This window comes from Aeromonas sp. HMWF017 (genome assembly GCF_003061465.1).
GTDB classification, from domain to species: domain Bacteria; phylum Pseudomonadota; class Gammaproteobacteria; order Enterobacterales; family Aeromonadaceae; genus Aeromonas; species Aeromonas veronii.
This window is the reverse complement of the sequence record NZ_QAJD01000136.1, coordinates 55377-80074: the sequence shown is the minus strand read 5'-3', so window position 1 is coordinate 80074 and position 24698 is coordinate 55377. Positions and strand designations below refer to the sequence as shown.

Annotated in this window: 18 protein-coding genes; 6 read left to right on the top strand and 12 right to left on the bottom strand. The window is 58.4% G+C overall.

Annotated features, from left to right (window positions below; translation table 11 throughout):
* Position 1: 1 nt before the first annotated feature.
* The 10 genes from DBR30_RS13880 to DBR30_RS13835 form a co-directional block, all read right to left on the bottom strand.
* Positions 2–1246 carry a response regulator gene (locus DBR30_RS13880; protein ID WP_108542117.1) on the bottom strand — a complete coding sequence of 415 codons (1245 nt, stop codon included), beginning with the start codon at positions 1244–1246 and terminating at the stop codon, positions 2–4.
* Positions 1233–5222, bottom strand: a complete 3990-nt coding sequence (locus DBR30_RS13875) for a response regulator (RefSeq protein WP_108542116.1) — start codon at positions 5220–5222, stop codon at positions 1233–1235. The genes DBR30_RS13880 and DBR30_RS13875 overlap by 14 nt, the downstream gene beginning before the upstream one ends.
* Before the next feature lie 15 nt (positions 5223–5237).
* Positions 5238–5534: an integration host factor subunit alpha gene (ihfA, locus tag DBR30_RS13870; RefSeq protein WP_005300715.1), complete on the bottom strand. Its 297-nt coding sequence runs from the start codon at positions 5532–5534 to the stop codon at positions 5238–5240.
* A gap of 3 nt (positions 5535–5537) precedes the next feature.
* A complete protein-coding gene (pheT, locus tag DBR30_RS13865; RefSeq protein ID WP_108542115.1) occupies positions 5538–7925 on the bottom strand; it encodes a phenylalanine--tRNA ligase subunit beta in 2388 nt (795 codons plus the stop codon).
* A 12-nt stretch (positions 7926–7937) separates the two neighbouring features.
* Positions 7938–8921: a phenylalanine--tRNA ligase subunit alpha gene (gene pheS, locus DBR30_RS13860; RefSeq protein ID WP_108542114.1), complete on the bottom strand. Its 984-nt coding sequence runs from the start codon at positions 8919–8921 to the stop codon at positions 7938–7940.
* A gap of 379 nt (positions 8922–9300) precedes the next feature.
* On the bottom strand, positions 9301–9657 hold the full coding sequence (gene rplT / locus DBR30_RS13855; RefSeq protein ID WP_005336687.1) for a 50S ribosomal protein L20: 357 nt from the start codon (positions 9655–9657) through the stop codon (positions 9301–9303).
* 15 nt (positions 9658–9672) lie between these two features.
* Complete coding sequence (rpmI, locus tag DBR30_RS13850) at positions 9673–9870, bottom strand: 50S ribosomal protein L35 (protein ID WP_005336688.1); 198 nt, start codon at positions 9868–9870, stop codon at positions 9673–9675.
* Positions 9871–9956: 86 nt separating this feature from the next.
* Positions 9957–10487, bottom strand: coding sequence for a translation initiation factor IF-3 (gene infC / locus DBR30_RS13845; protein ID WP_196783562.1), 531 nt, complete (start codon positions 10485–10487; stop codon positions 9957–9959).
* 21 nt (positions 10488–10508) lie between these two features.
* Positions 10509–12437: a threonine--tRNA ligase gene (gene thrS, locus DBR30_RS13840; RefSeq protein WP_108542113.1), complete on the bottom strand. Its 1929-nt coding sequence runs from the start codon at positions 12435–12437 to the stop codon at positions 10509–10511.
* 233 nt (positions 12438–12670) lie between these two features.
* On the bottom strand, positions 12671–13258 hold the full coding sequence (locus tag DBR30_RS13835) for a tetratricopeptide repeat protein (protein ID WP_181363582.1): 588 nt from the start codon (positions 13256–13258) through the stop codon (positions 12671–12673).
* Between the two features lie 173 nt (positions 13259–13431).
* Between DBR30_RS13835 and DBR30_RS13830 the strand changes: the two genes are divergently transcribed.
* On the top strand, positions 13432–14487 hold the full coding sequence (locus DBR30_RS13830; RefSeq protein WP_108542111.1) for a PA0069 family radical SAM protein: 1056 nt from the start codon (positions 13432–13434) through the stop codon (positions 14485–14487).
* Between the two features lie 166 nt (positions 14488–14653).
* On the opposite strand, the gene DBR30_RS21265 is transcribed toward DBR30_RS13830, so the two are convergent.
* On the bottom strand, positions 14654–14809 hold the full coding sequence (locus DBR30_RS21265) for a hypothetical protein (RefSeq protein WP_005336695.1): 156 nt from the start codon (positions 14807–14809) through the stop codon (positions 14654–14656).
* Positions 14810–15071: 262 nt separating this feature from the next.
* On the opposite strand from DBR30_RS21265, the gene DBR30_RS13825 reads away from it, so the two are divergent.
* Entirely contained in the window at positions 15072–16469 is a 1398-nt protein-coding gene (locus DBR30_RS13825; protein WP_181363581.1) for an alpha-amylase family protein, read from the top strand.
* A 107-nt stretch (positions 16470–16576) separates the two neighbouring features.
* Here DBR30_RS13825 and gyrA read toward each other — a convergent pair whose 3' ends face one another.
* A complete protein-coding gene (gene gyrA, locus DBR30_RS13820; RefSeq protein ID WP_108542109.1) occupies positions 16577–19324 on the bottom strand; it encodes a DNA topoisomerase (ATP-hydrolyzing) subunit A in 2748 nt (915 codons plus the stop codon).
* 188 nt (positions 19325–19512) lie between these two features.
* On the opposite strand from gyrA, the gene ubiG reads away from it, so the two are divergent.
* The 4 genes from ubiG to nrdB form a co-directional block, all read left to right on the top strand.
* Complete coding sequence (gene ubiG / locus DBR30_RS13815; protein ID WP_108542108.1) at positions 19513–20229, top strand: bifunctional 2-polyprenyl-6-hydroxyphenol methylase/3-demethylubiquinol 3-O-methyltransferase UbiG; 717 nt, start codon at positions 19513–19515, stop codon at positions 20227–20229.
* Complete coding sequence (locus tag DBR30_RS13810; protein ID WP_108542107.1) at positions 20229–20924, top strand: HAD family hydrolase; 696 nt, start codon at positions 20229–20231, stop codon at positions 20922–20924. Before ubiG ends, DBR30_RS13810 begins: the two co-directional genes overlap by 1 nt.
* A gap of 624 nt (positions 20925–21548) precedes the next feature.
* Positions 21549–23816, top strand: coding sequence for a class 1a ribonucleoside-diphosphate reductase subunit alpha (gene nrdA, locus DBR30_RS13805; protein ID WP_005352124.1), 2268 nt, complete (start codon positions 21549–21551; stop codon positions 23814–23816).
* An 80-nt stretch (positions 23817–23896) separates the two neighbouring features.
* On the top strand, positions 23897–24698 hold an 802-nt coding region (gene nrdB / locus DBR30_RS13800; protein WP_258224431.1), incomplete at its 3' end, for a class Ia ribonucleoside-diphosphate reductase subunit beta.

The window sequence follows — 24698 nt, the reverse complement described above, 5'->3', positions numbered from 1 at the left end:
CTTACCAGCGCCCCGTCATACCGCGCTCTCGCCACACCTCGACGTCGAGCAGGTTGTAAGGATCATCCAGATAGACGGCGATCCCCAGCTCCCGAACCCGGGCCATAAAGCGTCCCAGCAGGGAGTCACCGGTCAAGGACTCCATCTCCGGCAAGATCCCCTGCCCCAGCAGCAAGGCTTGCAGCGGCAAACGCTCCAGCAGATCGAATGGCAGATGCTGGCTGTTATCGAGCAGCAGCGCAAGCTTGCTCCCCGCCAGACTGGCTTGCAGCACCAGCGCGAAGCGATCGGCATTGCCGAGCAGGTGGTCACGACGGTGGATCAGCAGGGTCAGTTCGGCTGGGGTACGCGACTGCTCCGTCAGCCAATCCTTGAGCGCCTCCCAGCGGCTGGGCAAACCCGTTACCGCCAGCCAGACCGGATGAGGGGTCGCGGGACTGGAGAGCAGCCCAAGCTGACCCTGCACCTCCCCCTGCCACCGGCGGATGGAGCGGCGCTGGCCGCTCAAGCGCTGCTGACGCAGCGGGCCCAGATAGAGTCGACGCAGCAACCTGAGCAGCTCGTCGCAATCAAGCGGCTTGGCCAGCGCCGCCAGAATATTGAAACCGGCATCGTGCAGCAGGCGGCGGGCACCGTCGATCAGCGTCTGCTCATGGGCCGAAAGCAGCACAATGGGCAGCCCGGCCTCCTGCAACTGGGGCTGGTTCATCAGCAGACTGATGGCATCTTGCTCCACCAGACTGAGATCGCACACCAGCAGGCTGATGTCGCCCGCCGACAATGCCGCAAGACAGGCCGATTCATCCTGTACCCACTGACAGGAGAGCCCCAACCCGGCGATGGTCTGTTGCAGTTGCATCCCCTGAAACGGGTGATCCTCGAGCAGCAGCACCTTGTTAGCGGCCAGCCAGTTGCACCAGTCACGATAACTGGCGGCAAGCCCCCCCAGCCAATCTTCGCCGATAGCGTAGATCCCCTCATGCTGCTGCAACTGGGAAAAGTAGTCCGCCTGCTGATGAGCTGCAGGGTCGTAAAGGGCAATGGCGCCGGCCGCAAACAGCCCTTCCCACTGCCAGCAGGCATCCGGTCGGGTACGGTGCAGCGTGACATAGGAGGGCAATGTCATGGTGCTGGCCAACGCATGGGCGGTGCTGTCGAGGGCATAGAGCACAATGGGGCAAAATCCTGCCGCCTCATGCTCTTCCGAATCGAGCAACGCCAGTAATTCTTCATCAGTGATGATCATCTTGAGCCCTCTTTGAAAACTGCTGGCTGAACTCATCCAGTGCCCGGTTCAATCTGGCTTGCAGCATCGGATGGGGCGCCTGTTGCCACTCTTCAATGACCGCCACCAACGCCGTCGCCCCTACCATTCTGGCGGCCCCCTTCAACTTGTGTAAAGCAGCATTCACGCCAACTTCATCTTCTTCTGTGCTGCAGCGCTCAAGTTCGGCCAAATCATCACGGGTAGCCTTCAGATAAAGGGCGGCCAGTTCATCGGTCAGCAGCGAGGCAACCGGTGTCGGGGCGACAGCATTGCTCCCCTCTTTGGCAATATGGCGCAGCAAGGTCGCCAGCTCCTTGAGGGCGACCGGCTTGTCCAGATGGCCATCGCAACCGCAGGATTGCAGCTCCCTTGCTGCCTGGTCACTGAGATCTGCGGTGATCACATAGACCGGCAGACGGGCCCAACGGGCGGATTGGCGCAATTGCCTGCACAGCTCGGCCCCGTTCATCACCGGCATCTGCAGATCGGTCAGCACAAAATCCACATCCTGCTGTGCCAGCATCTCCAGCGCCAGCTGCCCGTTGGCGGCAGTGATGACGCTGGCACCAAGTTGTCCCAGTTGCAGGCTGATCAGCTCGCGATTGACATCGTGATCTTCAACCAGCAGTACCCGCATACCAAGCCCGGGCTGGGTACCGGCGACCGGTTGATCCGGGGTCAGCCGTGGCTGCATCAGGGTGATGATGGTCCCGGGCACCCAGGACTCCCCTTGCCAGGCCCAATAGTAGAGCCCCTTCTCGTCCACCTCCGCTTGCAGCGTATCAACGGCGTTGCTGACGGTGGCGATCCCCAATCGACTGAGCCAGGGCGAGACCGCTTGCGCCTCATCGTGGGGTAAAGAGAGCGCCAGCTGTCGCACATTGGGCTGCCAGTCCGGCTCCTGCTGCACCCGCTTGAGGGGCAACTCGCAATAGAAGCGGCTACCACCACCGGCGCGCCCCTCGACATCGATAAGCCCACCCATCTGCTCGATCAGCTGCTTGCAGATGGCCAGACCAAGACCGGTGCCCGGCGCCCGCAGCTGCCCTTCAACAGCAAACTGCTCGAACGGCATAAAGAGCGTGGTGCGCATCTTGGCGGTGATCCCCGGCCCCTGATCATCCACACCGAAGCGCAAGGTTGATGCGACCACCTCGGCCCACAGCACCACTTCCCCACGCAGGCTGAACTTGATGGCATTGGAGAGCAGGTTGTGGAGCACTTGCCGTACCCGGTGAGGGTCGAGGGTCTGCAGGGCTGGCAGAGCCGGGTCCAACTTAAGGCGCAGTTGCAATCCCTTGGCCCGCGCCTTGGTCCAGTGCACTGCCGCCACGTGCTCGCACAGCTCGGCAAAATCGGTGGGCTGGGGCGAGAGGGAGAGTTTGCTGTTTTCGTTGCGGCTAAAGTCGAGCACATCGTTGAGCAGGCCGAGCAGCTCATCCCCCGCCTGACGCACCCGCGCCAGCGCAGAGTCTTGCTCTCTCGACAAAGGCGTACTGGCCAGCCACTCCAGCAAGCCGAGCATGGCGTTCATCGGCGTGCGGATCTCGTGGCTGATGGCGGCCAGAAAGCGCCCCTTGGCCAGAACTGCCTGTTGCGCCTGCTCATGGGAGTGCTGCAATGCCTGATCCTGCTCGACCCTGGTAGTGGCATCCTGCATCACCGCATAGATCCGCCAACCCTGCGGCTGACTGCGGCCACGGCCATAGAGCTGCAACCAGCGCAGACCCTTGGTCGGATGGTAATAGCGCATGGTGAACGCGAAGGGTTTGCCAGCCTGCAACATGGCGAACATCTCACGGCTTACCCGACGGAGATCCTCGCGCTCCAGCATAATGAGCACCCGTTTGGGCTCACGACGGATCTGCTGACTCGCCAGCCCCAGCAGCTCGTAACAGCCCCGGCTGATAAACTCGATCCCCCCTACCCGTCCCCGCTCGAACATAAACTGCAGCACCACGCCGGGCACGGTATTGGTCAGGGCGCGCAGGCGGCGCTCTGCCTGACGCAGAAAACGGGCCTGCTCACGCAGCACACTGATATCCGACAGGGCGATAAGGTCGGTGGCGGGTGCTTGCTTGTCCAGCCGCAGCGGATGCTGGGCATAGGCGAAGACCTGATCCCCCAGCACCAGCTCCCCTTCGCTCTTCTGGGGCTGCACCGGCGGCAGCATCAACTGTTGCGAATAGCGCAGGGCCAGACGTCGCCCCTGTTTATTGGATTTGATCACCTTGCCCTGGCTGTTGCGCAGATAGACGGGCACCGGCAACGCCTGAAACATGGTTTCCCGCAGCTCGCTCTCGATGGCCAGCGCCTTCTCGGCGGCGTGACGCTGGGCCACTTCCCGTGCCAGTTGCTGGCGGGAGCGCCAGATCCCGCCGATGACGATACCGCTCATCAGCAGTGCCATAGCGATGGAGCCAAACCAGGCGGCGTAGCTCACGCCGGGCTGCTGCACGACGAGCAAGCGGCGCCAGCGCTGGTTAAGTTCGTCGAGCTGGGTGCTGGTTAGCGCCATCAGGTTGCGATCCATCACCCCGGCCAGTTCGGTCTGACTCTTGTTGATGGCAAAGCCAAGGCTGAAACGATCTTCCAGCTCCTCGATATCGAGCCCTTCCAACAAGTTGGTACGCTGGGGATATTGCAGCTGATAAAGCTCGCTCAACATGGCGTCAGCCTTGCCCTGTTTGATCGCGGCAAGCCCCTGCTCGAGGCCGTCGGTGCGAACCCACTCCTGATCACCGAGCAGGGCGAGCAAGGAGGGATCGTAGAGGGATTCCGGCACCAGAATACGCTGGCGCTTGAGCTGGGTGATGCGATCGGCTGCCAGCTTACGCTTGCTGATCAAGGCAAACCGGTTGGTGGAGATCGTCCGGCTGAAAATGAACTGATCCGTCAATGCCGGGGATTCCGGCAAGCCGGCCATCATATCCGCCTCACCACGGCGCAGCTTTTCTACGGCCTCCGCCTTGCTGGCGGCAGGCACCAGCTTGTATTTCAGGCCTGTCTCCTGGGTGACCCAGCGCAGCACATCCGCGCTCCACCCTTTCGCCTCCCCCAGATCATTGACGCCGCTATAGGGCATTAACTCGGGATTGACCACCAGGCGAATGGTGCGACCGCGGCCGGATAACCAGGCCTGTTCGGTATCGCTGAAGTGGGGCTGGTTGACATATAGCGACCCCTGATCGAGATAGCGAGCAAGATCGGTATAGATAGTACCGGCGGGCATATGACGGATCAGGGTGTCCATCAGATTGGCCAACTCAGGCTGATCACGCATCATCAAGCGATAGCTGATGATCCGATCCTCACCAAACAGGCGGCGCAGGCGCAACCCATCGGCAGGAAACTCGCGCATCAGATAGCGCAGTTGCAGATAGTCCCCCAGATAGGCGTCACCCTTGCCACTCTGCAGCGCGTCGTAGACCTTCTCTCCGATTTTTAGGGAAATAACGCGTGCCTGGGGATAGAGCTCGTGCAGCAGGCGGGCTGAGTCTGCCACCGAGTAGACCAGAAAGCGGGCCTGTTTGAGATTTTCTCCCTTGTAGAGGATGGCGGCATCGGTCTCCATCATCGGACGACTTAACCGCATGCCCTCCACGGCCTTCTTGCGGGTTCCGACATAGGGAATGATATCGCATTCCCCCTCTGCGAGCCCGTTGCGCAATGTCTGCCAATCGGGCAGCTCTTTGAGTACCAGCGGAATCGGGAACAGCTCCTGCAACCGGGCGAGACGATCCTTGAGCAGTCCCCCCTCGGCCATCAGATATGGTGGAGGAAGCGTCGCAGGATAGCAGAGCGAAAGCTGGCTCAGTGAATTGACATAAGCTTGGGTCGCCGGTGCCAACGGCAGCACTGTGGTCTGCAAAGGCTTGGCGTGTAACGGCAGTGCCAGCACGGCACCCAGAAGAAAAACGGGGAATTTGGTCATCTGAAAACAAAAGCCAGGCATCTGCCTGGCTTTTTATCACTCGTTGGGTTCAACATTTTCTACCCTGGCCTTGAGCTTCTGGCCAGGCCGGAAGGTCACCACGCGGCGGGCGCTGATAGGAATATCCTCGCCCGTTTTGGGGTTGCGTCCGGGACGCTGATTCTTCTCACGAAGGTCAAAGTTACCGAAGCCTGAAATCTTGACTTGTTCACCACGCTCAAGCGCCTGTCGGATTTCCTCAAAGAAGGCTTCCACCATATCTTTGGCTTCACGCTTGCTCATCCCGAGCTGGGTGAACAGGTGCTCTGCAATGTCGGCTTTGGTAAGCGCCATAGATCAATCCCTCAAGGATGCATTCAACTCTTCACCAAGGGCCCGCACGACATTGTCTACGGTCTCGGCAATCTCTTTCTCCTCCAGGGTGCGCTGGGTGTCTTGCAATACAAGACTGATGGCCAGGCTCTTCTTGTCCTCTGCCATACCAGCACCCTGGTATACGTCAAACAAGTTTATTCCAACTACCTGATTTCCGCCAACTTTTTTAATTACCGCAAGCACATCACCTGCCAGAACCTGACGATCGACCACCACGGCGATGTCGCGACGGTTCGCCGGGAACTTGGAAACTTCGGCTGCTACCGGCACCTTGGCCGGGGTCAGCTTGTCCAGCTCCAGCTCAAACATCACCGCGCGGCTCTTGAGGCCCAGCTTCTTCTCGAGGCTCGGGTGGATCACGCCGATGTGGCCGATGATCTCGCCATTACGCAGAATGGCTGCGCTCTGGCCCGGGTGCAGGGCGCTGTGCTCGGTGCGCTCGAAGGTAAAGGTGGCCCCTTCGGCGGTCAAGTCCAGCACCGCTTCCAGATCCCCTTTCAAATCAAAGAAGTCGGCTGCGCGGGTTTTGATGTCCCAGTGCTCATCGCTCTGGTTGCCAGTGATGATACCGGCCAGCATCGGCTCCTGACGGATGCCGTTCTCGGCACTTTCATCCTTGATGAAACGCAGACCCTGTTCGAACAGACGCACGCGCGGCTGCTGACGGTTCTGGTTGTAAACCACCGCCTGCACCAGACCCGGGAACAGAGAGACACGCATAGCGGACATCTCGACCGAGATCGGGTTGGGCAGTACGATGGCATCGCTCTGCGGGAACAGGGTTTGCTGAGTCTTGGGATCGACGAAGCTGTAGGTGATCGCTTCCTGGAAGCCGCGGTCAACCAGCAGGTCGCGCACACGCTTCAGGGTCACCTGCCCTTCTGCCTGCTCAACCATCGCCAGAGAGGCGGCGGGTTTCAGGTTCGGGATATTGTTGTAGCCGTAGATGCGAGCCACTTCCTCGATGAGGTCTTCCTCGATGGCGATATCGAAACGCCAGGAGGGTGCCAGCGCAGTCCAACCGTCAGCATCCACGGTCACCTGCATGCCGAGGCGGGTCAGGATCTCGACCACTTGAGCATCAGCCACGCTGATACCGATCACCTTGTCGAGCTTGCTACGACGCAAGCGGATGGGTGCCGCTTTCGGCAGATGGGCATCGGATTTGACCTCGATGACCGGACCCGCTTCGCCGCCGCAGATGTCCAGCAGCAGACGGGTGGCTCTGTCCATCACCTTGGCTTGCAGCTCGGGATCCACCCCGCGCTCGAAGCGGTGGGAGGAGTCGGTGTGCAAACCGTAAGCACGGGCACGGCCGGTGATGGAGAGCGGCGCGAAGAAGGCGCACTCCAGCAGGATGTCGGTAGTGGTCTCGGAGACACCAGTGCGGTTGCCGCCGAAGATACCGGCCATGCAGGCAGGACCTTTGGCATCGGCAATCACCAAGGTGGTCTCTTTGAGCTTCACTTCGTTGCCGTCGAGCAGGGTCATCGGCTCATCGGCGTGGGCGCGGCGCACCACCAGCTCCCCTTCCAGGGTAGCCAGATCGAAGGCATGCATCGGCTGACCGTATTCCAGCAGCAGGTAGTTGGTGATGTCGACGATGGCGTCGATGGAGCGAATGCCGCCACGTCGCAGCTTCTCTTGCATCCAGAGCGGGCTCTTGGCCTGCAAGTTAAGCCCCTTGATGACGCGGCCCAGATAACGGGGGCAATCAGCTGGTGCTTCAACCCGGATCGGGAAAGTTGCATCAATGCTTGCAACAGCTGGTGCCCAGGTCGGCTCGACCACGTCCACGCTGTTGAGCACGCCAATTTCACGGGCCAGACCGGCGATACCGAGGCAATCGGCACGGTTAGGAGTCAGATCCACATCGATGGAGACGTCGTTCAGATTGAGGTAGTCGCGAATATCGGTACCAATGGGGGCATCGGCCGGCAGCTCGATGATGCCATCGGCTTCAACGTCGATACCCAACTCACTGAAAGAGCAGAGCATGCCGTGGGACGGCTGGCCACGCAGCTTGGCTTTCTTGATGGTGAAATCACCCGGCAGGGTCGCCCCTACTTTGGCCACACACACTTTCAGGCCCTGACGGCAGTTCGGCGCGCCGCAGACGATGTCCAGCAGCTCGGCTTCACCCACATTGACCTTGGTCACCCGCAGCTTGTCGGCGTCCGGATGCTGGGCGCACTCGACCACTTCACCAACGACCACATTGTTGAACTGGCCAGCCACCGCTTCCACGGCGTCCACTTCCAGACCGGCCATGGTGATCTGCTCGGCCAGTGCATTGTCACTCAACTCGGTGCGGACCCACTCCAGCACCCAGGATTTACTGAATTTCATGTTCTCTCGCCCTTACTTGAACTGCTTGAGGAAGCGCAGGTCGTTTTCGAAGAAGGCACGCAGGTCGTTGACCCCGTAACGCAGCATGGTCAGGCGCTCAACGCCCATGCCGAAGGCAAAGCCGGAGTATTTTTCCGGATCGATGCCGACCGAACGCAGTACGTTCGGGTGCACCATGCCGCAGCCCAGCACTTCCAGCCACTTGCCATTCTTGCCCATCACGTCGACTTCGGCGCTCGGCTCGGTGAACGGGAAGTAGGAAGGACGGAAGCGAATAGTCAGGTCTTCCTCGAAGTAGTTGCGCAGGAAGTCGTGCAGGATGCCCTTCAGCTCGGTAAAGCTGGCATGCTCGTCAACCAGCAGACCTTCAACCTGATGGAACATCGGGGTGTGGGTCATGTCGTAGTCGTTACGATAGACGCGGCCCGGTGCAATGATGCGGATCGGCGGCTGCTGATGCTCCATGGTGCGGATCTGCACACCGGAGGTGTGGGTACGCAGCATCAGATCAGGATTGAAGTAGAAGGTATCGTGATCGGTACGCGCCGGGTGGTGCGCCGGGATGTTCAGCGCATCGAAGTTGTGGAAGCCATCTTCAATCTCGGGACCACGGGCAACCTTGAAGCCCATCTCACCAAACAGGCGCTCGATGCGTTCGATGGTGCGGGTTACCGGGTGCAGACCGCCATTCTCGACGCGGCGGCCCGGCAGGCTGACGTCGATGGTCTCGGCAGCCAGCTTCTGGTTCAGCACGGCGACTTCGAGCGCTTCACGACGCTCGTTCAGCGCATCCTGAACCTGCTGTTTGGCCTGGTTGATCACGGCGCCCGCGGCAGGACGCTCTTCGGCAGACAAGGCACCCAGGCCCTTCATCTGCTCGGTAAAAAAGCCTTTTTTACCCAGATATTTGACCCGGATTTCGTCGAGGGTAGCGATATCGCTCACGCCCTCAATTTCGGCTCTGGCTTGGCCGACTACTTCTTCAAGCTGTTGCATGTCTTCCTCGTCACCACTCCCAGTACAGGAGCCTTTAGGCTAAATAAGGTCAAGAGGGGAATAATACAAAAAAAGCCCCTTCGCTGACCATAGCTAAGGTTGGCTTTTCTCCCTACAAATCATTTTGTTATATCAAGCGAGTCTTATCGGTTCACCGTAACTCCTGAAATAATGGAACAAACATCTAGTTTGTTGGCATATAAACTATTTGTAGAACAGGTCATCTCGCACATATCACCTTGTGTGGAGAAATATGCAGCTCGTGTAAAACAGTGGACAGAATATGGGCGGGAGAAAGGAAAAAGTAATGTAAAACAGAGAGTTATAGATACAAAAAAGGAGGCCTGAGCCTCCTTTTAGCGTTTATAACAGAACTGGATTAAACCAGAGCTGCTTTAGCTTTTTCAACCAGGGCGGTGAAAGCCATTTTGTCGTGAACGGCGATATCGGACAGGATCTTGCGATCGATCTCGATAGAAGCCTTCTTCAGACCGTTGATCAGACGGCTGTAGGACAGACCGTTCTGACGGGCTGCAGCGTTGATACGCGCAATCCACAGCTGACGGAACTGACGCTTTTTCTGGCGACGGTCACGGTAGGCATACTGACCAGCTTTGGTTACCGCTTGTACCGCTACGCGGTAAACACGGGAACGGGCGCCGTAGTAACCTTTGGCGGCTTTCATTACTTTCTTGTGACGAGCTCGAGCAGTCACACCACGTTTAACTCTTGGCATTTTTCACATCCCCCCTTATGCGTACGGCAGACAAGCGACAACACGTTTGTGGTCGGCAGCAGAAACCATGAATTTCGGCCCCAGCTGACGCTTACGCTTGCTGCTCTTCTTGGTCAGGATGTGACGCAGGTGGTTGTGCTTGCACTTGAAGCGACCCGAGCCAGTCTTTTTGAAGCGCTTTGCAGCACCCCGGTTGGTTTTCATCTTCGGCATTTCATACTCCGCATTGTGAGTGACAACAAAATCGCAAGGCGAACCAACTCATGGGGCGAGCCCCATGAGTCAATTTCTTGTGGGCCTTAAGATTTCTTCTTAGGTGCGAGGACCATCACAGCTTGACGGCCTTCGACTTTCGGGAACGACTCGACTACGGCCAACTCTTCCAGATCGTTCTTGACGCGCTCCAGAACCTTGATACCAAGATCCTGGTGGGCCATTTCACGACCACGGAAGCGCAGGGTGACCTTAGCCTTGTCCCCGTCTTCCAGAAAGCGAACCAGGTTGCGTAGTTTTACCTGATAGTCGCCTTCGTCAGTGCCAGGACGGAATTTGATTTCCTTGACCTGGACGACTTTCTGCTTTTTCTTCTGTTCTTTGGTTGTTTTGCTCTTTTCGTAGAGGAATTTGCCGTAATCCATGATCCGGCAAACGGGCGGCTCAGCATTTGGACTGATCTCTACCAGATCAACTCCGGCCTCTGCGGCCAAGTTCAGAGCATCCTGAATGGATGTGATGCCAATGGCTTCACCATCCAGACCAGTCAGACGAACTTCTTTCAGACGGATCTCTTCATTGATCCGGTGAGCGCGGGCTTGCGGTTGCTTGCCCAGTTTTTTTCCGCCTTTTATAGCTTATTCCTCCACTTTCTTTTGTCCGCGGGTCTGAACTTCCTGGGTCAACAGAGCGATGAACTCTTCAACAGGATAAGTGCCCAGGTCAGCCCCTTTACGAGTCCGTACTGCAATCTTACCGGCTTCAACTTCTTTATCGCCGCAGACCAGCATGAAAGGTACTCGCTTCAAAGTATGCTCGCGGATTTTAAAGCCAATCTTCTCATTTCTCAAGTCCGCTTTTGCGCGAAGGCCCGCATCATTCAATGCTTTGGCTACTTTCACCGCATAATCGGCCTGATTGTCCGTGATATTCATGACCACAGCCTGAGTCGGTGCCAACCAGGTCGGGAACAGACCGGCGTACTCTTCAGTCAGAATACCGATGAAGCGTTCAATAGAACCCAGGATGGCCCGGTGGATCATCACAGGTACATGGCGATCGTTGTTTTCGCCCACATAAGTGGCACCCAGACGACCAGGCAGGGCAAAGTCGAGCTGCACGGTACCACATTGCCACGCACGATCAAGGCAATCGTGCAGGGTAAATTCAATCTTGGGACCGTAGAACGCCCCTTCACCCGGCTGCAGATCGTACTTCAGACCGTTGAGCTCCAGCGCTTCGGCCAGCGCTTTCTCGGCGCGATCCCACATCTCGTCGGAGCCGATACGCTGCTCGGGACGAGTGGAGAGCTTGACCACGATGTTCTCGAAGCCAAAGGTACCGTAGACGTCATAGACCATACGAATACAGCCGGAGACCTCTTCCATGATCTGCTCTTCGGTACAGAAGATGTGAGCGTCATCCTGAGTGAAGCCGCGCACCCGCATCAGACCGTGCAGGGAACCGGACGGCTCGTTGCGGTGGCAGGAACCAAACTCGGCCATACGCAGCGGCAGATCGCGGTAGGACTTCAGACCCTGGTTGAAGATCTGGACGTGACCCGGGCAGTTCATCGGCTTGATGGCGTACTCGCGGTTTTCGGACTGGGTAGTGAACATGGCCTGGGCGTATTTCTCCCAGTGACCTGAACGCTCCCACAGAACGCGGTCCATCATGAACGGACCTTTCACTTCCTGATAGTCGTACTCTTTGAGCTTGCCGCGGATAAAGGTTTCCAGCTCACGGAAGATGGTCCAGCCATCGTTGTGCCAGAACACCATACCGGGTGCTTCTTCCTGCATGTGATACAGGTCGAGCTGCTTGCCGATCTTGCGGTGGTCGCGCTTGGCGGCCTCTTCCAGACGCTGCAGATAGGCCTTGAGCTGCTTCTTGTCAGCCCAGGCGGTACCGTAGATACGCTGCAACATCTTGTTGTTGGAGTCGCCGCGCCAGTAGGCGCCGGACATCTTCAGCAACTTGAAGTGGTGGCAGTGACGCATGTTGGGCACGTGCGGGCCGCGACACATGTCGATGTACTCTTCGTGATGATAGAGACCTGGCTGGTCATCACGGGCAATGTTCTGATCCAGGATTTCGACTTTGTAAGACTCGCCGCGCGCCTCGAATACATCACGCGCTTCTTGCCAGGAGACTTTCTTCTTGATGACGTCGTAATCCTTGGCTACCAGCGCCAGCATGCGCTCTTCCAGGGCAGCCAGATCTTCATCGGTCAGGGTACGGTCAAGATCAACGTCATAGTAGAAGCCGTTGTCGATGACAGGACCGATGGCCATCTTGGTCTGGGGCCAGAGTTGCTTGATGGCATGACCCAGCAAGTGGGCGCAGGAGTGGCGCAGAATGTCCAGACCTTCTTCGTCTTTGGCGGTGATGATGGCCAGCGCAGCATCGGCTTCGATCAGCTCGCACGCATCCACCAGTTCACCGTTTACCCGACCGGCAATGCACGCCTTGGCGAGACCGGGACCGATGTCCGCAGCCACATCCATGACGGAAACAGAGTGGGTAAATTGACGTTGGCTGCCGTCAGGCAGAGTAATGATTGGCATTATGTGTTTCCTTATACAGTGGTGACCCCTACCAAAGGTCACATGCGGGATGGAAAAGAGATTCTAATAAGGTGGTGTTCTGGTTCTCCACAGCACTTTGCGAAGACGGCCTGACACGTAAACCACATGTCTAACGTGACAAACCAAGCCAAAACGGCCCCATGCTACCAGAAGTCGGGCGTGCTGTATCGGATTTGCAGATATTTTCTACAGTCAAATGAGTCGCCTGCCGACTATTCGCCAAGCAGGGATTGCCAGTTGAAGTCAAAGTCACTGCTCCCCTCCTCTGCCAGCGCCAGCTCTTGCAGCACCTGAAGCGCCAGTTTGTTGCCCTTTTGTGCCGCCTGATAGAGCCACTGTTTCGCCTGAGGCAGATCGACCCTGCCGCTGACCCCCATCAGATGAAGGACGCCGACTTTCAGCATGGCCGGCACATCGCCATTGCGGGCGGCAAGATCCATCCAGTGAAAGGCTTGGCGCAGATCTCGCTTGACCCCGACACCGCGCAGATAGAGTTCTGCCAGCCGGTATTGGCCGAAGGGATCCCCTGCCTGCGCTGACTGGCGATAGAGGCTGATGGCCTGATGGATATCCTGCTCGCTCCCCTGCCCCACCTCATGGCTCCAGCCCATGAGTGCCTGTGCCCTAGGTTGCCCTTGCTCGGCCAGTGGCGACCAGATCCGGGTCGCCTCATCGAAGTGACCGGTACGCCAGGCACGGTTGGCAGCAGCCATCTCCTGCTCGGTGGAGAGCGGAAGCAGACGCAAGATAACAAGGGCAAGCAGACCGATAAACAGCCAGCGGGAAGTGGTGGGTCTCATGATGATTTCCGTGATCCAGTTCTCATTTCGTCTATGTAAACGAAATGTAGCGCCGCGATCAAGCTAGAGATCCCTGCGACAACCCTTTTTGCACCAGCTCGCTCAGCAGTTGTTGTCATTTATCCAGGGTACCTGCAAAATAACTGTATGTATAGACAGTGTTGGTGCGCACCATGGCAGGACGAGGCAGCCCCCACAATATCGATCACCGTTTTAGCGCCCCCCTTGTCGAAGCGGTCGATGACGGCTGGCAATCGTCCGATTGGGATGCCGCCTTCACCCCCTCTGTGCCTAGCACCGAGGTGCGGGAGATCGATGCACGCAGCATTATCAGCTACAACAACTCGCCGGATGTGCCTTTTGGTCGCTCCATCAACCCCTATCAGGGGTGCGAACACGGCTGCATCTACTGCTATGCCAGACCCAGCCATGCCTATCTGGAGCTCTCCCCCGGTCTCGATTTCGAGAGCAAGCTGTTTGCCAAACGCAATGCAGCCGACCTGCTGCGCCGAGAGTTTGCCAAACCTGCCTATCAGCCACAGACCATCTTCATTGGCGCCAATACCGACCCCTATCAACCCATCGAGCAGCGCTATCGCCTCACCCGGCAGTTGCTGGAAGTGATGCTGGCTCACCGCCATCCGGTCGGACTCATTACCAAGAGCGCCATGATCTTGCGCGACCTCGATCTGTTGACCGAGCTGGCCAGAGAGGGACTGTGTCAGGTGATGGTATCGGTGACGACCTTGAATGAAACCCTGCGCCGACAGCTGGAGCCCCGCGCCAGCACGGGCGCAGGCCGCTTGAAAGTGATCGAGAAGCTGGCAAACGCTGGCGTGCAGGTGGGGGTACTGGCCGCCCCCATGATCCCGCGGCTCAATGAACCGGAGCTGGAGCAGATCATCAAATCGGCCGCCGAGGCTGGCGCCAGTTGCGCCGATTACATCCTGCTGCGCCTGCCCCACGAGCTGGCGCCGCTATTTGGTGACTGGCTCGATACCCACTATCCGGGCCAGAAGGAGGCTATTTTGAATCAGTTGCGAGCCAGCCGCGGTGGCGGGCTCAACAGTACCGCCTTCGGTACCCGCATGCGCGGTGAGGGGCACTTTGCCGATCTGCTGGCCCAGCGCTTTCGCCTCATCAGCAAGCGCCTCGATCTGGGCAAACGCCATATTCAGCTCAGGCTGGATGGGTTTATCCGCCCCGGGGAGCAGCTGTCGCTCTTCTAATCCCCCTGCTCACGCCCTTCACACATCAGGCGTGCCAATAGGTTGAGAGGAAAGCCTGTCACGACACATCCTGTGGAAACCCCGCTTTCCTAATTTTCCAAATTGGCCAATGAAGTAGCCATGTTGCGACAAGATCGCGATATCCGGTAAAGAGAGGGCTAACGCCTTAGCCTGCGCGCTGATCCCGCCCCTGCTGCACCATTTCAACCGGCAGTCGCGAGGGTTCATGAGCCACTTCGTGCTCATCCTCTTCATACTGCGGCACCTCTGATTCGCCCCATACCCGGCTCCACCAAATTTCCCACGTGATCCAACTGGTCATATGCAGCTCCTGACGGTGAAGGTGATAGCAACAACGCACCACTCGCCCGGCAGGATAGCGGCTGGGAATGACAGGGAAATGACAAAAAAATCAGTTGTAAAAAGGCAACTGGCGGTGGCGAGGAAAAGCCGAAACAGTTCACATATTCGGCGAAATCCCTCTGAAAGCGGTCACAAATCTGCAGGTTGTGGATTGCAGCTCACTCTGTTCCCACCAAAGCTGGGTTGCCCATTCAGGCATCTATAAAAACAGGGACACAATAATGAAACACACAGCGGGAATATGGGCGATCGCAGGCATGCTGATCGCCCCCTTGGCGCACGCCGACGTCATACTGCACGCCTTCAACTGGAAGTACAGTGAAGTGACCGCCAAAGCCGACCTTATCAAGTCGGCCGGCTACAAACAGGTACTCATCTCGCCGCCTCTCAAGTCATCAGGCAACGAATGGTGGGCCCGTTACCAGCCGCAGGATCTGCGCCTTGTCGACTCCCCTCTTGGCAACAAACAGGATCTCGAGCAGCTGATCGCCGCCATGAAGGCGCGTGGCATCGCCGTCTATGCCGATGTGGTGCTCAACCACATGGCCAACGAAAGCTGGAAACGCCAGGACCTCAACTATCCCGGCAACGAGCTGCTGCAAAGCTACGCCAGCAACCCCAGCTACTTCGAGCGCCAGAAACTGTTTGGCGATCTGGGGCAAAACTTCCTCTCCGGTCAGGATTTTCATCCCGAAGGGTGCATCGGCGACTGGAGCGATCCGGGTCATGTCCAGTATTGGCGACTCTGTGGCGATGCCGGTGACAAGGGGCTGCCGGATCTGGATCCCAACAACTGGGTGGTGAGCCAGCAGCAGGCCTATCTCAAGGCGCTGAAGGGGATGGGGATCAAGGGTTTTCGGGTCGATGCGGTCAAACACATGAGCGATTACCAGATCAATGCCGTATTCACCCCCGAGATCAAACAGGGGATGCACGTGTTTGGCGAGGTGATCACCACGGGGGGCGCAGGCAGCACCGATTACGAGCGTTTCCTCAAACCCTACCTCGACAGCAGCGGCCAGGGAGCCTATGACTTTCCGCTGTTTGCCTCCCTGCGCGGCGCGCTGGGGTATGGCGGCAGCATGAACCTGCTGGCGGATCCGGGCGCCTATGGTCAGGCGCTACCGGGCAGTCGAGCCGTCACCTTTGCCGTGACCCACGACATCCCCACCAACGACGGCTTCCGCTATCAGATCCTGAGCCAGACTGACGAGAAGCTGGCCTATGCCTACCTGCTCGGCCGCGATGGTGGCTCGCCGCTGGTCTACTCCGATCACGGCGAGACCCAGGCCAAGGATGGACTGCGCTGGCAGGATTACTACCAGCGCGCCGATCTCAAGGGGATGATCCGCTTCCACAATGCGGTGCAAGGCCAACCGATGCAGCTGGTCGGCAGTAGCGACTGCTTCGTACTGTTCAAACGGGGCAAACAGGGCCTGGTCGGCATCAACAAGTGCGACTATGAGCAGGAGTACTGGCTCGATACCGCCAGGTTCGAGATGAACTGGTATCGCAACTATCGTGACGTGCTCGACCAAGGCGCCGTGGTCAACGTGCAGAGCCAGTGGGTACGGATCGCCATTCCCGCCCGCAGCGCCAGAATGTGGCTGCAGGAGTGATCCAGCCGTAAGAGCAGCGTAGAGTCATAAAAAGCAGACAAATAAAAAGAGCGACCACCAGGGTCGCTCTTTTTGATCAGAGACGTTGCTCGGGTAACAGGTGACGATTACTCGTCGCCCGCTTCCCCTGCATCGACTGCATCAGTGCCGGTCGCGGTATCGGTACCTTCAGATACCTCACCGTCAACGGCCAGTGCGTCGTTCTCGTCTTCGTCGCTCTCGGCGATGCGCTGCAGGCCAACCACGGTCTCGTCTTCACCGGTACGGATCAGACGTACACCGCCGGTGTTACGGCCAATGACGCTCACCTCGGCAACACGGGTACGCACCAGGGTACCGCCGTTGGTGATCAGCATGATCTGGTCGGTATCTTCGACCTGGATCGCATCGATCACCTTGCCATTACGCTCATCCACCTTGATGGAGATAACGCCCTGGGTACCACGGCTCTTGGTCGGGTATTCGGCCAACGCAGTCCGCTTGCCGTAACCGTTCTCGGTGGCGGTGAGGATGGCACCTTCGCCGCGCGGAACGATGAGGGAAACCACCTTGTCACCGGCGCCCAGCTTGATGCCACGGACACCGGCGGCGGTACGGCCCATGGGACGCACGCCCTTGAAGGTGCCCTTGCTTTCGGTGCCTTCGCCGTTGTCGCTGCCATCATCGTCGTTGCCGGCATCGTCGTCGGTTTCAACGTCATCGCTGACATCGGCATCAGCGCGACCGCTGCCTTCCGCGAAGCGAACGACTTTACCCGCATCGGAGAAGAGCATGATCTCGTTGCTGCCATCGGTGATATCCACCCCGATCAGCTCATCACCCTCTTTGAGGTTGATGGCGCGGATACCGGAGGAGAGCGGACGGCTGAAGTCAGAGAGGCTGGTCTTCTTCACGGTACCGTTGGCGGTGGCGAAGAACACATACTTCTCGGCGTCATATTCCTTCACTGGCAGGATGGCGGTGATACGCTCACCCTCTTCCAGCGGCAGCAGGTTGATGATCGGACGGCCACGTGCGCCACGGGACGCCTCCGGCAGCTGGTAAACCTTGAGCCAGTAGACCTTGCCACGGGTGGAGAAGCACAGAATGGTGTCGTGGGTGTTGGCCACCAACAGACGCTCCACAAAGTCCTCTTCCTTGATCCGGGTGGCCGACTTGCCACGACCACCGCGGCGCTGGGCCTCATAGTCGGAGAGCGGCTGATACTTCACATAACCCTGGTGAGACAAGGTAACCACCACATCTTCCGGGGTGATCAGATCTTCGATGTTGATCTCGGCACTGGACATGCTGATCTCGGTGCGACGCTCGTCGCCATACTGCTCACGCACGGCCAGCAGTTCATCGCGGATCACTTCCATCAGACGAGCCGGGCTCGCCAGGATGTGCAGCAGCTCGGCGATCAGATCCAGCAGAGATTGGTACTCTTCCAGGATCTTCTCGTGCTCGAGGCCGGTCAACTTGTGCAGACGCAGGTCAAGGATGGCCTGGGCTTGCTGTTCGGTCAGGAAGTATTGACCTTCACGGATACCGAACTGTGGCTCCAGCCACTCTGGCCGCGCCGCGTCATCGCCCGCTTTCTCCAGCATGGACGCCACGTTACCGAGTTCCCAGCCCTTGGCAACCAGGCCCGCTTTCGCGTCGGCCGGGGTCGCGCTGTGGCGGATCAGCTCGATGATGGGATCGATGTTGGCCAGCGCAACCGCCAGACCTTCCAAAATGTGCGCCCGATCCCGCGCCTTGCGCAGTTCGAACACGGTCCGGCGAGTCACCACTTCACGGCGGTGCAGCAGGAACGCATCCAGGATCTCTTTAAGGTTCATCACCTTGGGCTGGTTGTTATCGAGCGCCACCATGTTGATGCCGAACGTGGTCTGCATCTGGGTGTGCTTGTAGAGATTGTTCAGCACAATCTCGCCGGACTCGCCGCGCTTGATCTCGATAACGATGCGCATGCCGTCTTTGTCAGACTCATCGCGCAGGGCACTGATGCCCTCGATCTTTTTCTCTTTGACCAGCTCGGCGATCTTCTCGATCAGTCGAGCCTTGTTCACCTGATAGGGGATTTCGTGAACGATGATGGTCTCGCGACTGGTCTTCTCGTCCACTTCCACTTCAGCTTTGGCGCGCACATAGATGGAGCCACGACCGGTACGGTACGCCTGCACGATGCCGGAACGACCGTTGATAATGCCGCCGGTGGGGAAATCCGGGCCGGTGATGTAGGTCATCAGCTCGTCAATGGTGAGGTCGCCGTTTTCGATCAGCGCCAGGCAGCCATTGACAATCTCGGTGAGGTTGTGAGGCGGAATGTTGGTCGCCATGCCCACCGCGATACCGGAGGAGCCGTTGACCAGCAGGTTGGGAACCTTGGTAGGCATGACCGCCGGGATCATCTCGGTGCCATCATAGTTCGGCACCCAGTCCACGGTCTCTTTGTCCAGGTCAGCCAGCAGCTCGTGGGAGATGCGGGCCATCCGCACTTCGGTATAACGCATCGCCGCGGCGCTGTCGCCGTCGACTGAACCGAAGTTGCCCTGACCATCGACCAGCATGTAACGCATGGAGAAATCCTGCGCCATCCGGACAATGGTGTCATACACAGCGCTATCGCCGTGCGGGTGATATTTACCGATTACGTCACCGACCACACGGGCCGATTTTTTATAGGGCTTGTTCCAGTCGTTCCCCAACTCGTTCATAGCAAACAGAACGCGGCGGTGAACCGGTTTCAAGCCATCACGCACATCCGGCAGAGCTCGTCCTACGATCACGCTCATGGCGTAATCAAGATAGGAACTCTTGAGCTCTTCTTCGATGTTGACCGGCGTGATCTCTCTGGCCAGATCGCTCATAGAAAGCCTTAATCCCTAATTAGTTGTTCTTTGGCTTAAACAGCGCGACATGGTAACACACCAAGGCGGATTCCTTAAGCCACAAATCGGGCTGGTTTGACAAAGTCCGTCCGTTATAATGCCCGCCAGGACAATAGATTGCGTGCGAGTCACCCGCTCTGCGCGCCCTGCCACAGGATCTTCGATAAATGAACAGTGACGCCAATGTCGACCTTACCGAAATCGCCAAATTTGAAGCCATCGCCTCTCGCTGGTGGGACATGGAGGGCGAGTTCAAGCCTCTGCACCAGATCAATCCGGTGCGCCTTGACTGGATCACCAACAAGAGCGGCGGCCTGTTTGGCAAGCGCGTGCTCGACATCGGCTGCGGCGGCGGCATTCTCGCCGAGAGCATGGCCCGCCGTGGCGCCAAAGTGACCGGCATCGACATGGGTAAGGAGCCCCTTGGCGTCGCTCGCCTGCACGCTCTGGAGCAGGGTGTCGAGCTCGAGTACCGCCAGATCACTGCCGAAGCACACGCAGAAGAAGCACCCGGCCAGTATGACGTGGTCACCTGCATGGAGATGCTGGAGCACGTGCCGGATCCGGCCTCGGTGCTGCGCGCCATCGCGACCCTGGTGCGCCCGGGTGGCCGGGTGTTCGTCTCCACCATCAACCGCAACCCCAAATCCTATCTGATGATGATCCTCGGCGCCGAGTACCTGATGAAGATGGTGCCCAAGGGGACTCACGATCATAAAAAATTCATCATGCCCGCCGAACTCTGTCGCATGGGTGAAGCCGCGGGCCTGTTGGTGCGCGACATGAGCGGCGTCCACTATGCGCCGCTCTCCAACAGCTTCCGGCTCGGTCGCAACGTCGACGTCAACTATATGGTGGAGTTCATCCGCCCGGAGCACGGCTGATGAGCGCCTCTCACCCGCAGCCCCTTGGCTGTGTGCTGTTCGATCTGGACGGCACCCTGCTCGACACAGCCCCGGATCTGGGGGCCGCCGTCAACCATGTACTGATCAGCGAAGGCTTTGCGCCGCTCTCTGACGATATTATTCGTCAGACCACCTCCCACGGAGCGCTCGGGCTGCTGAAAGCGGGCCTCGGCGACGAACTGCTTGAGGAGCTGGGGGCCACCCGCCTGCGCAATGCCCTGCTCGACTACTACGCGGCCAATCTCTGCGTCGGTACCCGCCCCTATGAGGGAATGGTGGATCTTATCGAGTGGCTGGATGAAAAACAGCTCCCCTGGGGCATCGTCACCAACAAGCCGGGCTTTCTCACCGAGCCGCTGCTGGCAGCCCTGCCACAGCTCGCCAGTTGCGGCGTCACCGTCAGCGCTGACACCCTGCCGGTACGCAAGCCCGACCCCGCCCCCATGTTCTTCGCTTGTGAGAAGCTGGGGGTCGAGGCGGCTCACTGCCTCTATGTGGGGGATCATGTGCGGGATATCGAAGCAGGCCGCAATGCTGGCATGCGCACCGCGGTCGCTGGCTGGGGCTATCTCAATGATGAGGAAGATCCCGCACAGTGGGGCGCCGATCTGCACTTTGATACCGTGCAAGCCCTGCACCACTGGCTGCGCTATGAGTTGACGGCCAAAGCGTAACGCGCAGCCTTACCGGCTGATATGCGATAACGGGGCGAAGAGACTCTCCGCCCCTTGCATCTCTTCCTTTACGCTCCCGCGTCCTGCGCCACCATCACGCCTCTTATTCATGGATAATAAAGGCAGCTTTCTGCCTATTGGATACCCATTTGACAAGCTCGCAGCCGTCACAAAGCGGCCACAAACTACCGTCATCTGATGCAAAGCCCTTGCCACGCTGAGCCCGCGGCTGCGACAACTGGACAGCTTTTGACCCTTGTTGCATAAGGGATAATCAGCCGCCGTTTGCTAGTAAAAAGCCCCCCGTTTCGCAAGCAAAAAAAGTTATTTAAATTTTCCATCTTCGATCGGGAGACTTGCATTTAGCGGAGCGGACGAATGAAAACCCGCTCACTGTGAGCGGTCACTAACTGATGGGGCAAGACTCACAATTTATCCACAGCTCGTCACTTATCCACACATTGCAATGGCGGGCTGACCTCACTATCTTGTAGCTCGAACTTAAAATAACACTACATCTTGTGATTCATCGCACAATCTCTACCCAACTCCCGCACACCGCCGGAGCTTGGGTGGCGCCATTGTGCGATGGTTTTTCGGGAATCAACTGAAGGTCATCAGCCAATGAACTTGTTTGTGACGAAGCGTAACGGACACAAAGAACCCATCGATCTGGATAAAATTCACCGCGTGCTGGACTGGGCCGCCGAAGGGCTCGACAACGTGTCGGTCTCCCAGGTAGAGCTCAAATCCCACATCCAGTTCTATGACGGTATCCGTACCGCCGACATTCACGAAACCATCATCAAGGCGACGGCTGACCTCATCTCCGAGCAGACCCCGGACTACCAGTACATGGCAGCCCGTCTGGCCATCTTCCATCTGCGCAAGAAGGCTTACGGCCAGTTCGAACCGCCACACCTCTACCAGCACGTGGCTCGTCTGGTGGACATGGGCAAATACGACAAGCACCTGCTGGAAGACTACACCCAGGCCGAATTCGAAGAGCTGAACACCCATCTGGATCACTGGCGCGACATGGATTTCTCCTACGCGGCAGTCAAACAGCTGGAAGGCAAATATCTGGTCCAGAACCGCGTCACCGGCGAGATCTACGAGAGTCCGCAGTTCCTCTACATCCTGGTAGCGGCCTGCCTCTTCTCCAAGTATCCGAAAGATACCCGTCTGGACTACATCAAGCGCTTCTATGATGCGGTCTCGACCTTCAAGATCTCCCTGCCGACCCCAATCATGAGCGGCGTGCGCACCCCGACCCGTCAGTTCAGCTCCTGCGTACTGATCGAGTGCGATGACAGCCTGGACTCCATCAACGCCACCGCCAGCTCCATCGTGCGTTACGTTTCTCAGCGCGCCGGTATCGGCATCAACGCTGGGCGCATCCGCGGTCTGGGCAGCCCCATCCGTGGCGGCGAAGCGTTCCACACCGGTTGCATTCCTTTCTACAAATACTTCCAGACTGCCGTGAAGTGCTGCTCCCAAGGCGGCGTGCGCGGCGGTGCGGCTACCCTGTTTTACCCGCTGTGGCACACCGAAGTGGAAAGCCTGCTGGTGCTGAAGAACAACCGCGGCGTCGAAGAGAACCGTGTTCGTCACATGGACTACGGCGTGCAGATCAACAAGCTGATGTACCAGCGCCTCATCAAGGGTGGTGACATCACCCTGTTCTCCCCGTCCGATGCGCCGGGTCTGTACGATGCCTTCTTCGCCGATCAGGACAAGTTCGAAGAGCTCTACGTCAAGTACGAGCAGGATCCGGCCATTCGCAAGAAGACTCTGAAAGCGGTAGACCTCTTCTCCCTGATGATGCAGGAGCGTGCCGGTACAGGTCGCATCTACATCCAGAACGTCGATCACTGCAACACCCACAGCCCGTTCGACCCGAGCGTGGCGCCGGTACGCCAGTCCAACCTCTGCCTCGAAATTGCGCTGCCGACCAAGCCGCTCAACAATATCGACGACGAGAGTGGCGAAATCGCCCTGTGCACCCTCTCCGCCTTCAACCTCGGTGCCATCGAGAAGCTGGAAGATCTGGAAGAGATGGCCGATCTGGCCGTGCGTGCCCTCGACGCCCTGCTCGACTATCAGGACTACCCGATTGCCGCCGCCAAGAAGGGCAGCATGGGTCGTCGCACCCTGGGGATCGGCGTTATCAACTACGCCTACTACCTGGCCAAAAATGGTGCCCGTTACTCCGACGGCTCCGGTCTGGCCCTGACTCACCGTACCTTCGAGGCCATTCAGTACTATCTGCTGAAAGCCTCCGTGCAGCTTGCCCGCGAGTTCGGCCCCTGCCCGCTGTTTGGCGAGACCACCTATGCCCAGGGCATCCTGCCCATCGACACCTATAAGAAGGATCTGGATGCGCTGTGCAACGAGCCGCTGCATCTGGATTGGGAAAGTCTGCGTGAAGAGATCAAGTCCGTGGGCTTGCGCAACTCCACCCTGACCGCCCTGATGCCGAGCGAGACCTCCAGCCAGATCTCCAACGCCACCAACGGCATCGAGCCGCCGCGTGGTCTGGTGTCGGTCAAGGCCTCCAAAGACGGCATTCTCAAACAGGTGGTGCCCGAGTATGATCGCCTGAAAGATCAATACGAATTGCTCTGGAAGCAACCGAGCGTTGACGGCTACCTGCAGCTGGTCGGTATCATGCAGAAGTTTGTGGATCAGGCGATCTCCGCCAACACCAACTACGACCCTGCTCGTTTCGAAGGCAACAAGGTCCCGATGAAACAGCTGCTCAAGGACTTGCTGACCGCCTACAAATACGGCCTCAAGACCCTGTACTATCACAACACCCGTGATGGTGCAGACGATGCCCAGACCGATCTGCAAGATGACGGTTGCGCTGGCGGGGCTTGCAAAATCTAAGTCACGGCAAGAACTGATAACCGGGCGGGAGCATGAAGCTCCCGCTCTCCTGTTTTCTCTATTCACATATTCTGGTAACCATGGCCTATTCAACTTTCTGCCAAACCCAAAACGACCAGCTCAAAGAGCCGATGTTTTTTGGCCAATCGGTCAACGTAGCCCGTTATGATCAACAAAAGCACGAAGTGTTCGAGCGGCTGATCGAGAAACAGCTCTCCTTCTTCTGGCGCCCGGAAGAGGTGGATGTCTCCCGTGATCGCATCGACTATCAGGCCCTGCCGCCCCACGAGCAGCACATCTTCATCTCCAACCTGAAGTACCAGACCCTGCTGGACTCCATTCAGGGTCGCAGCCCCAACGTGGCCCTGCTGCCGCTGGTCTCCATTCCGGAGCTGGAAACCTGGATTGAGACCTGGGCCTTCTCGGAGACCATCCACTCTCGCTCCTACACCCATATCATCCGCAATATCGTCAACACCCCCGCCCAAGTGTTCGACGACATCGTGACCAACGAGCAGATCTTGAAGCGCGCCGGCTCCATCAGCCACTTCTACGACGACCTGATCGAAGCGACCGCCCTCTACAACCTGCATGGTGAAGGGACCCACACCGTCGCTGGCCGCGAGGTGACCATCACCTTGCGCGAGCTCAAGAAGAAGCTCTATCTCTGCCTGATGAGCGTCAACGCGCTGGAAGCAATTCGCTTCTACGTCAGCTTCGCCTGCTCCTTTGCCTTCGCCGAGCGCGAACTGATGGAAGGCAACGCCAAGATCATCAAGATGATCGCCCGCGACGAAGCGCTGCACCTCACCGGCACCCAACACATGCTGAACCTGATGCGCACCGGCCAGGATGACCCGGAGATGGCCGAGATCGCCGCCG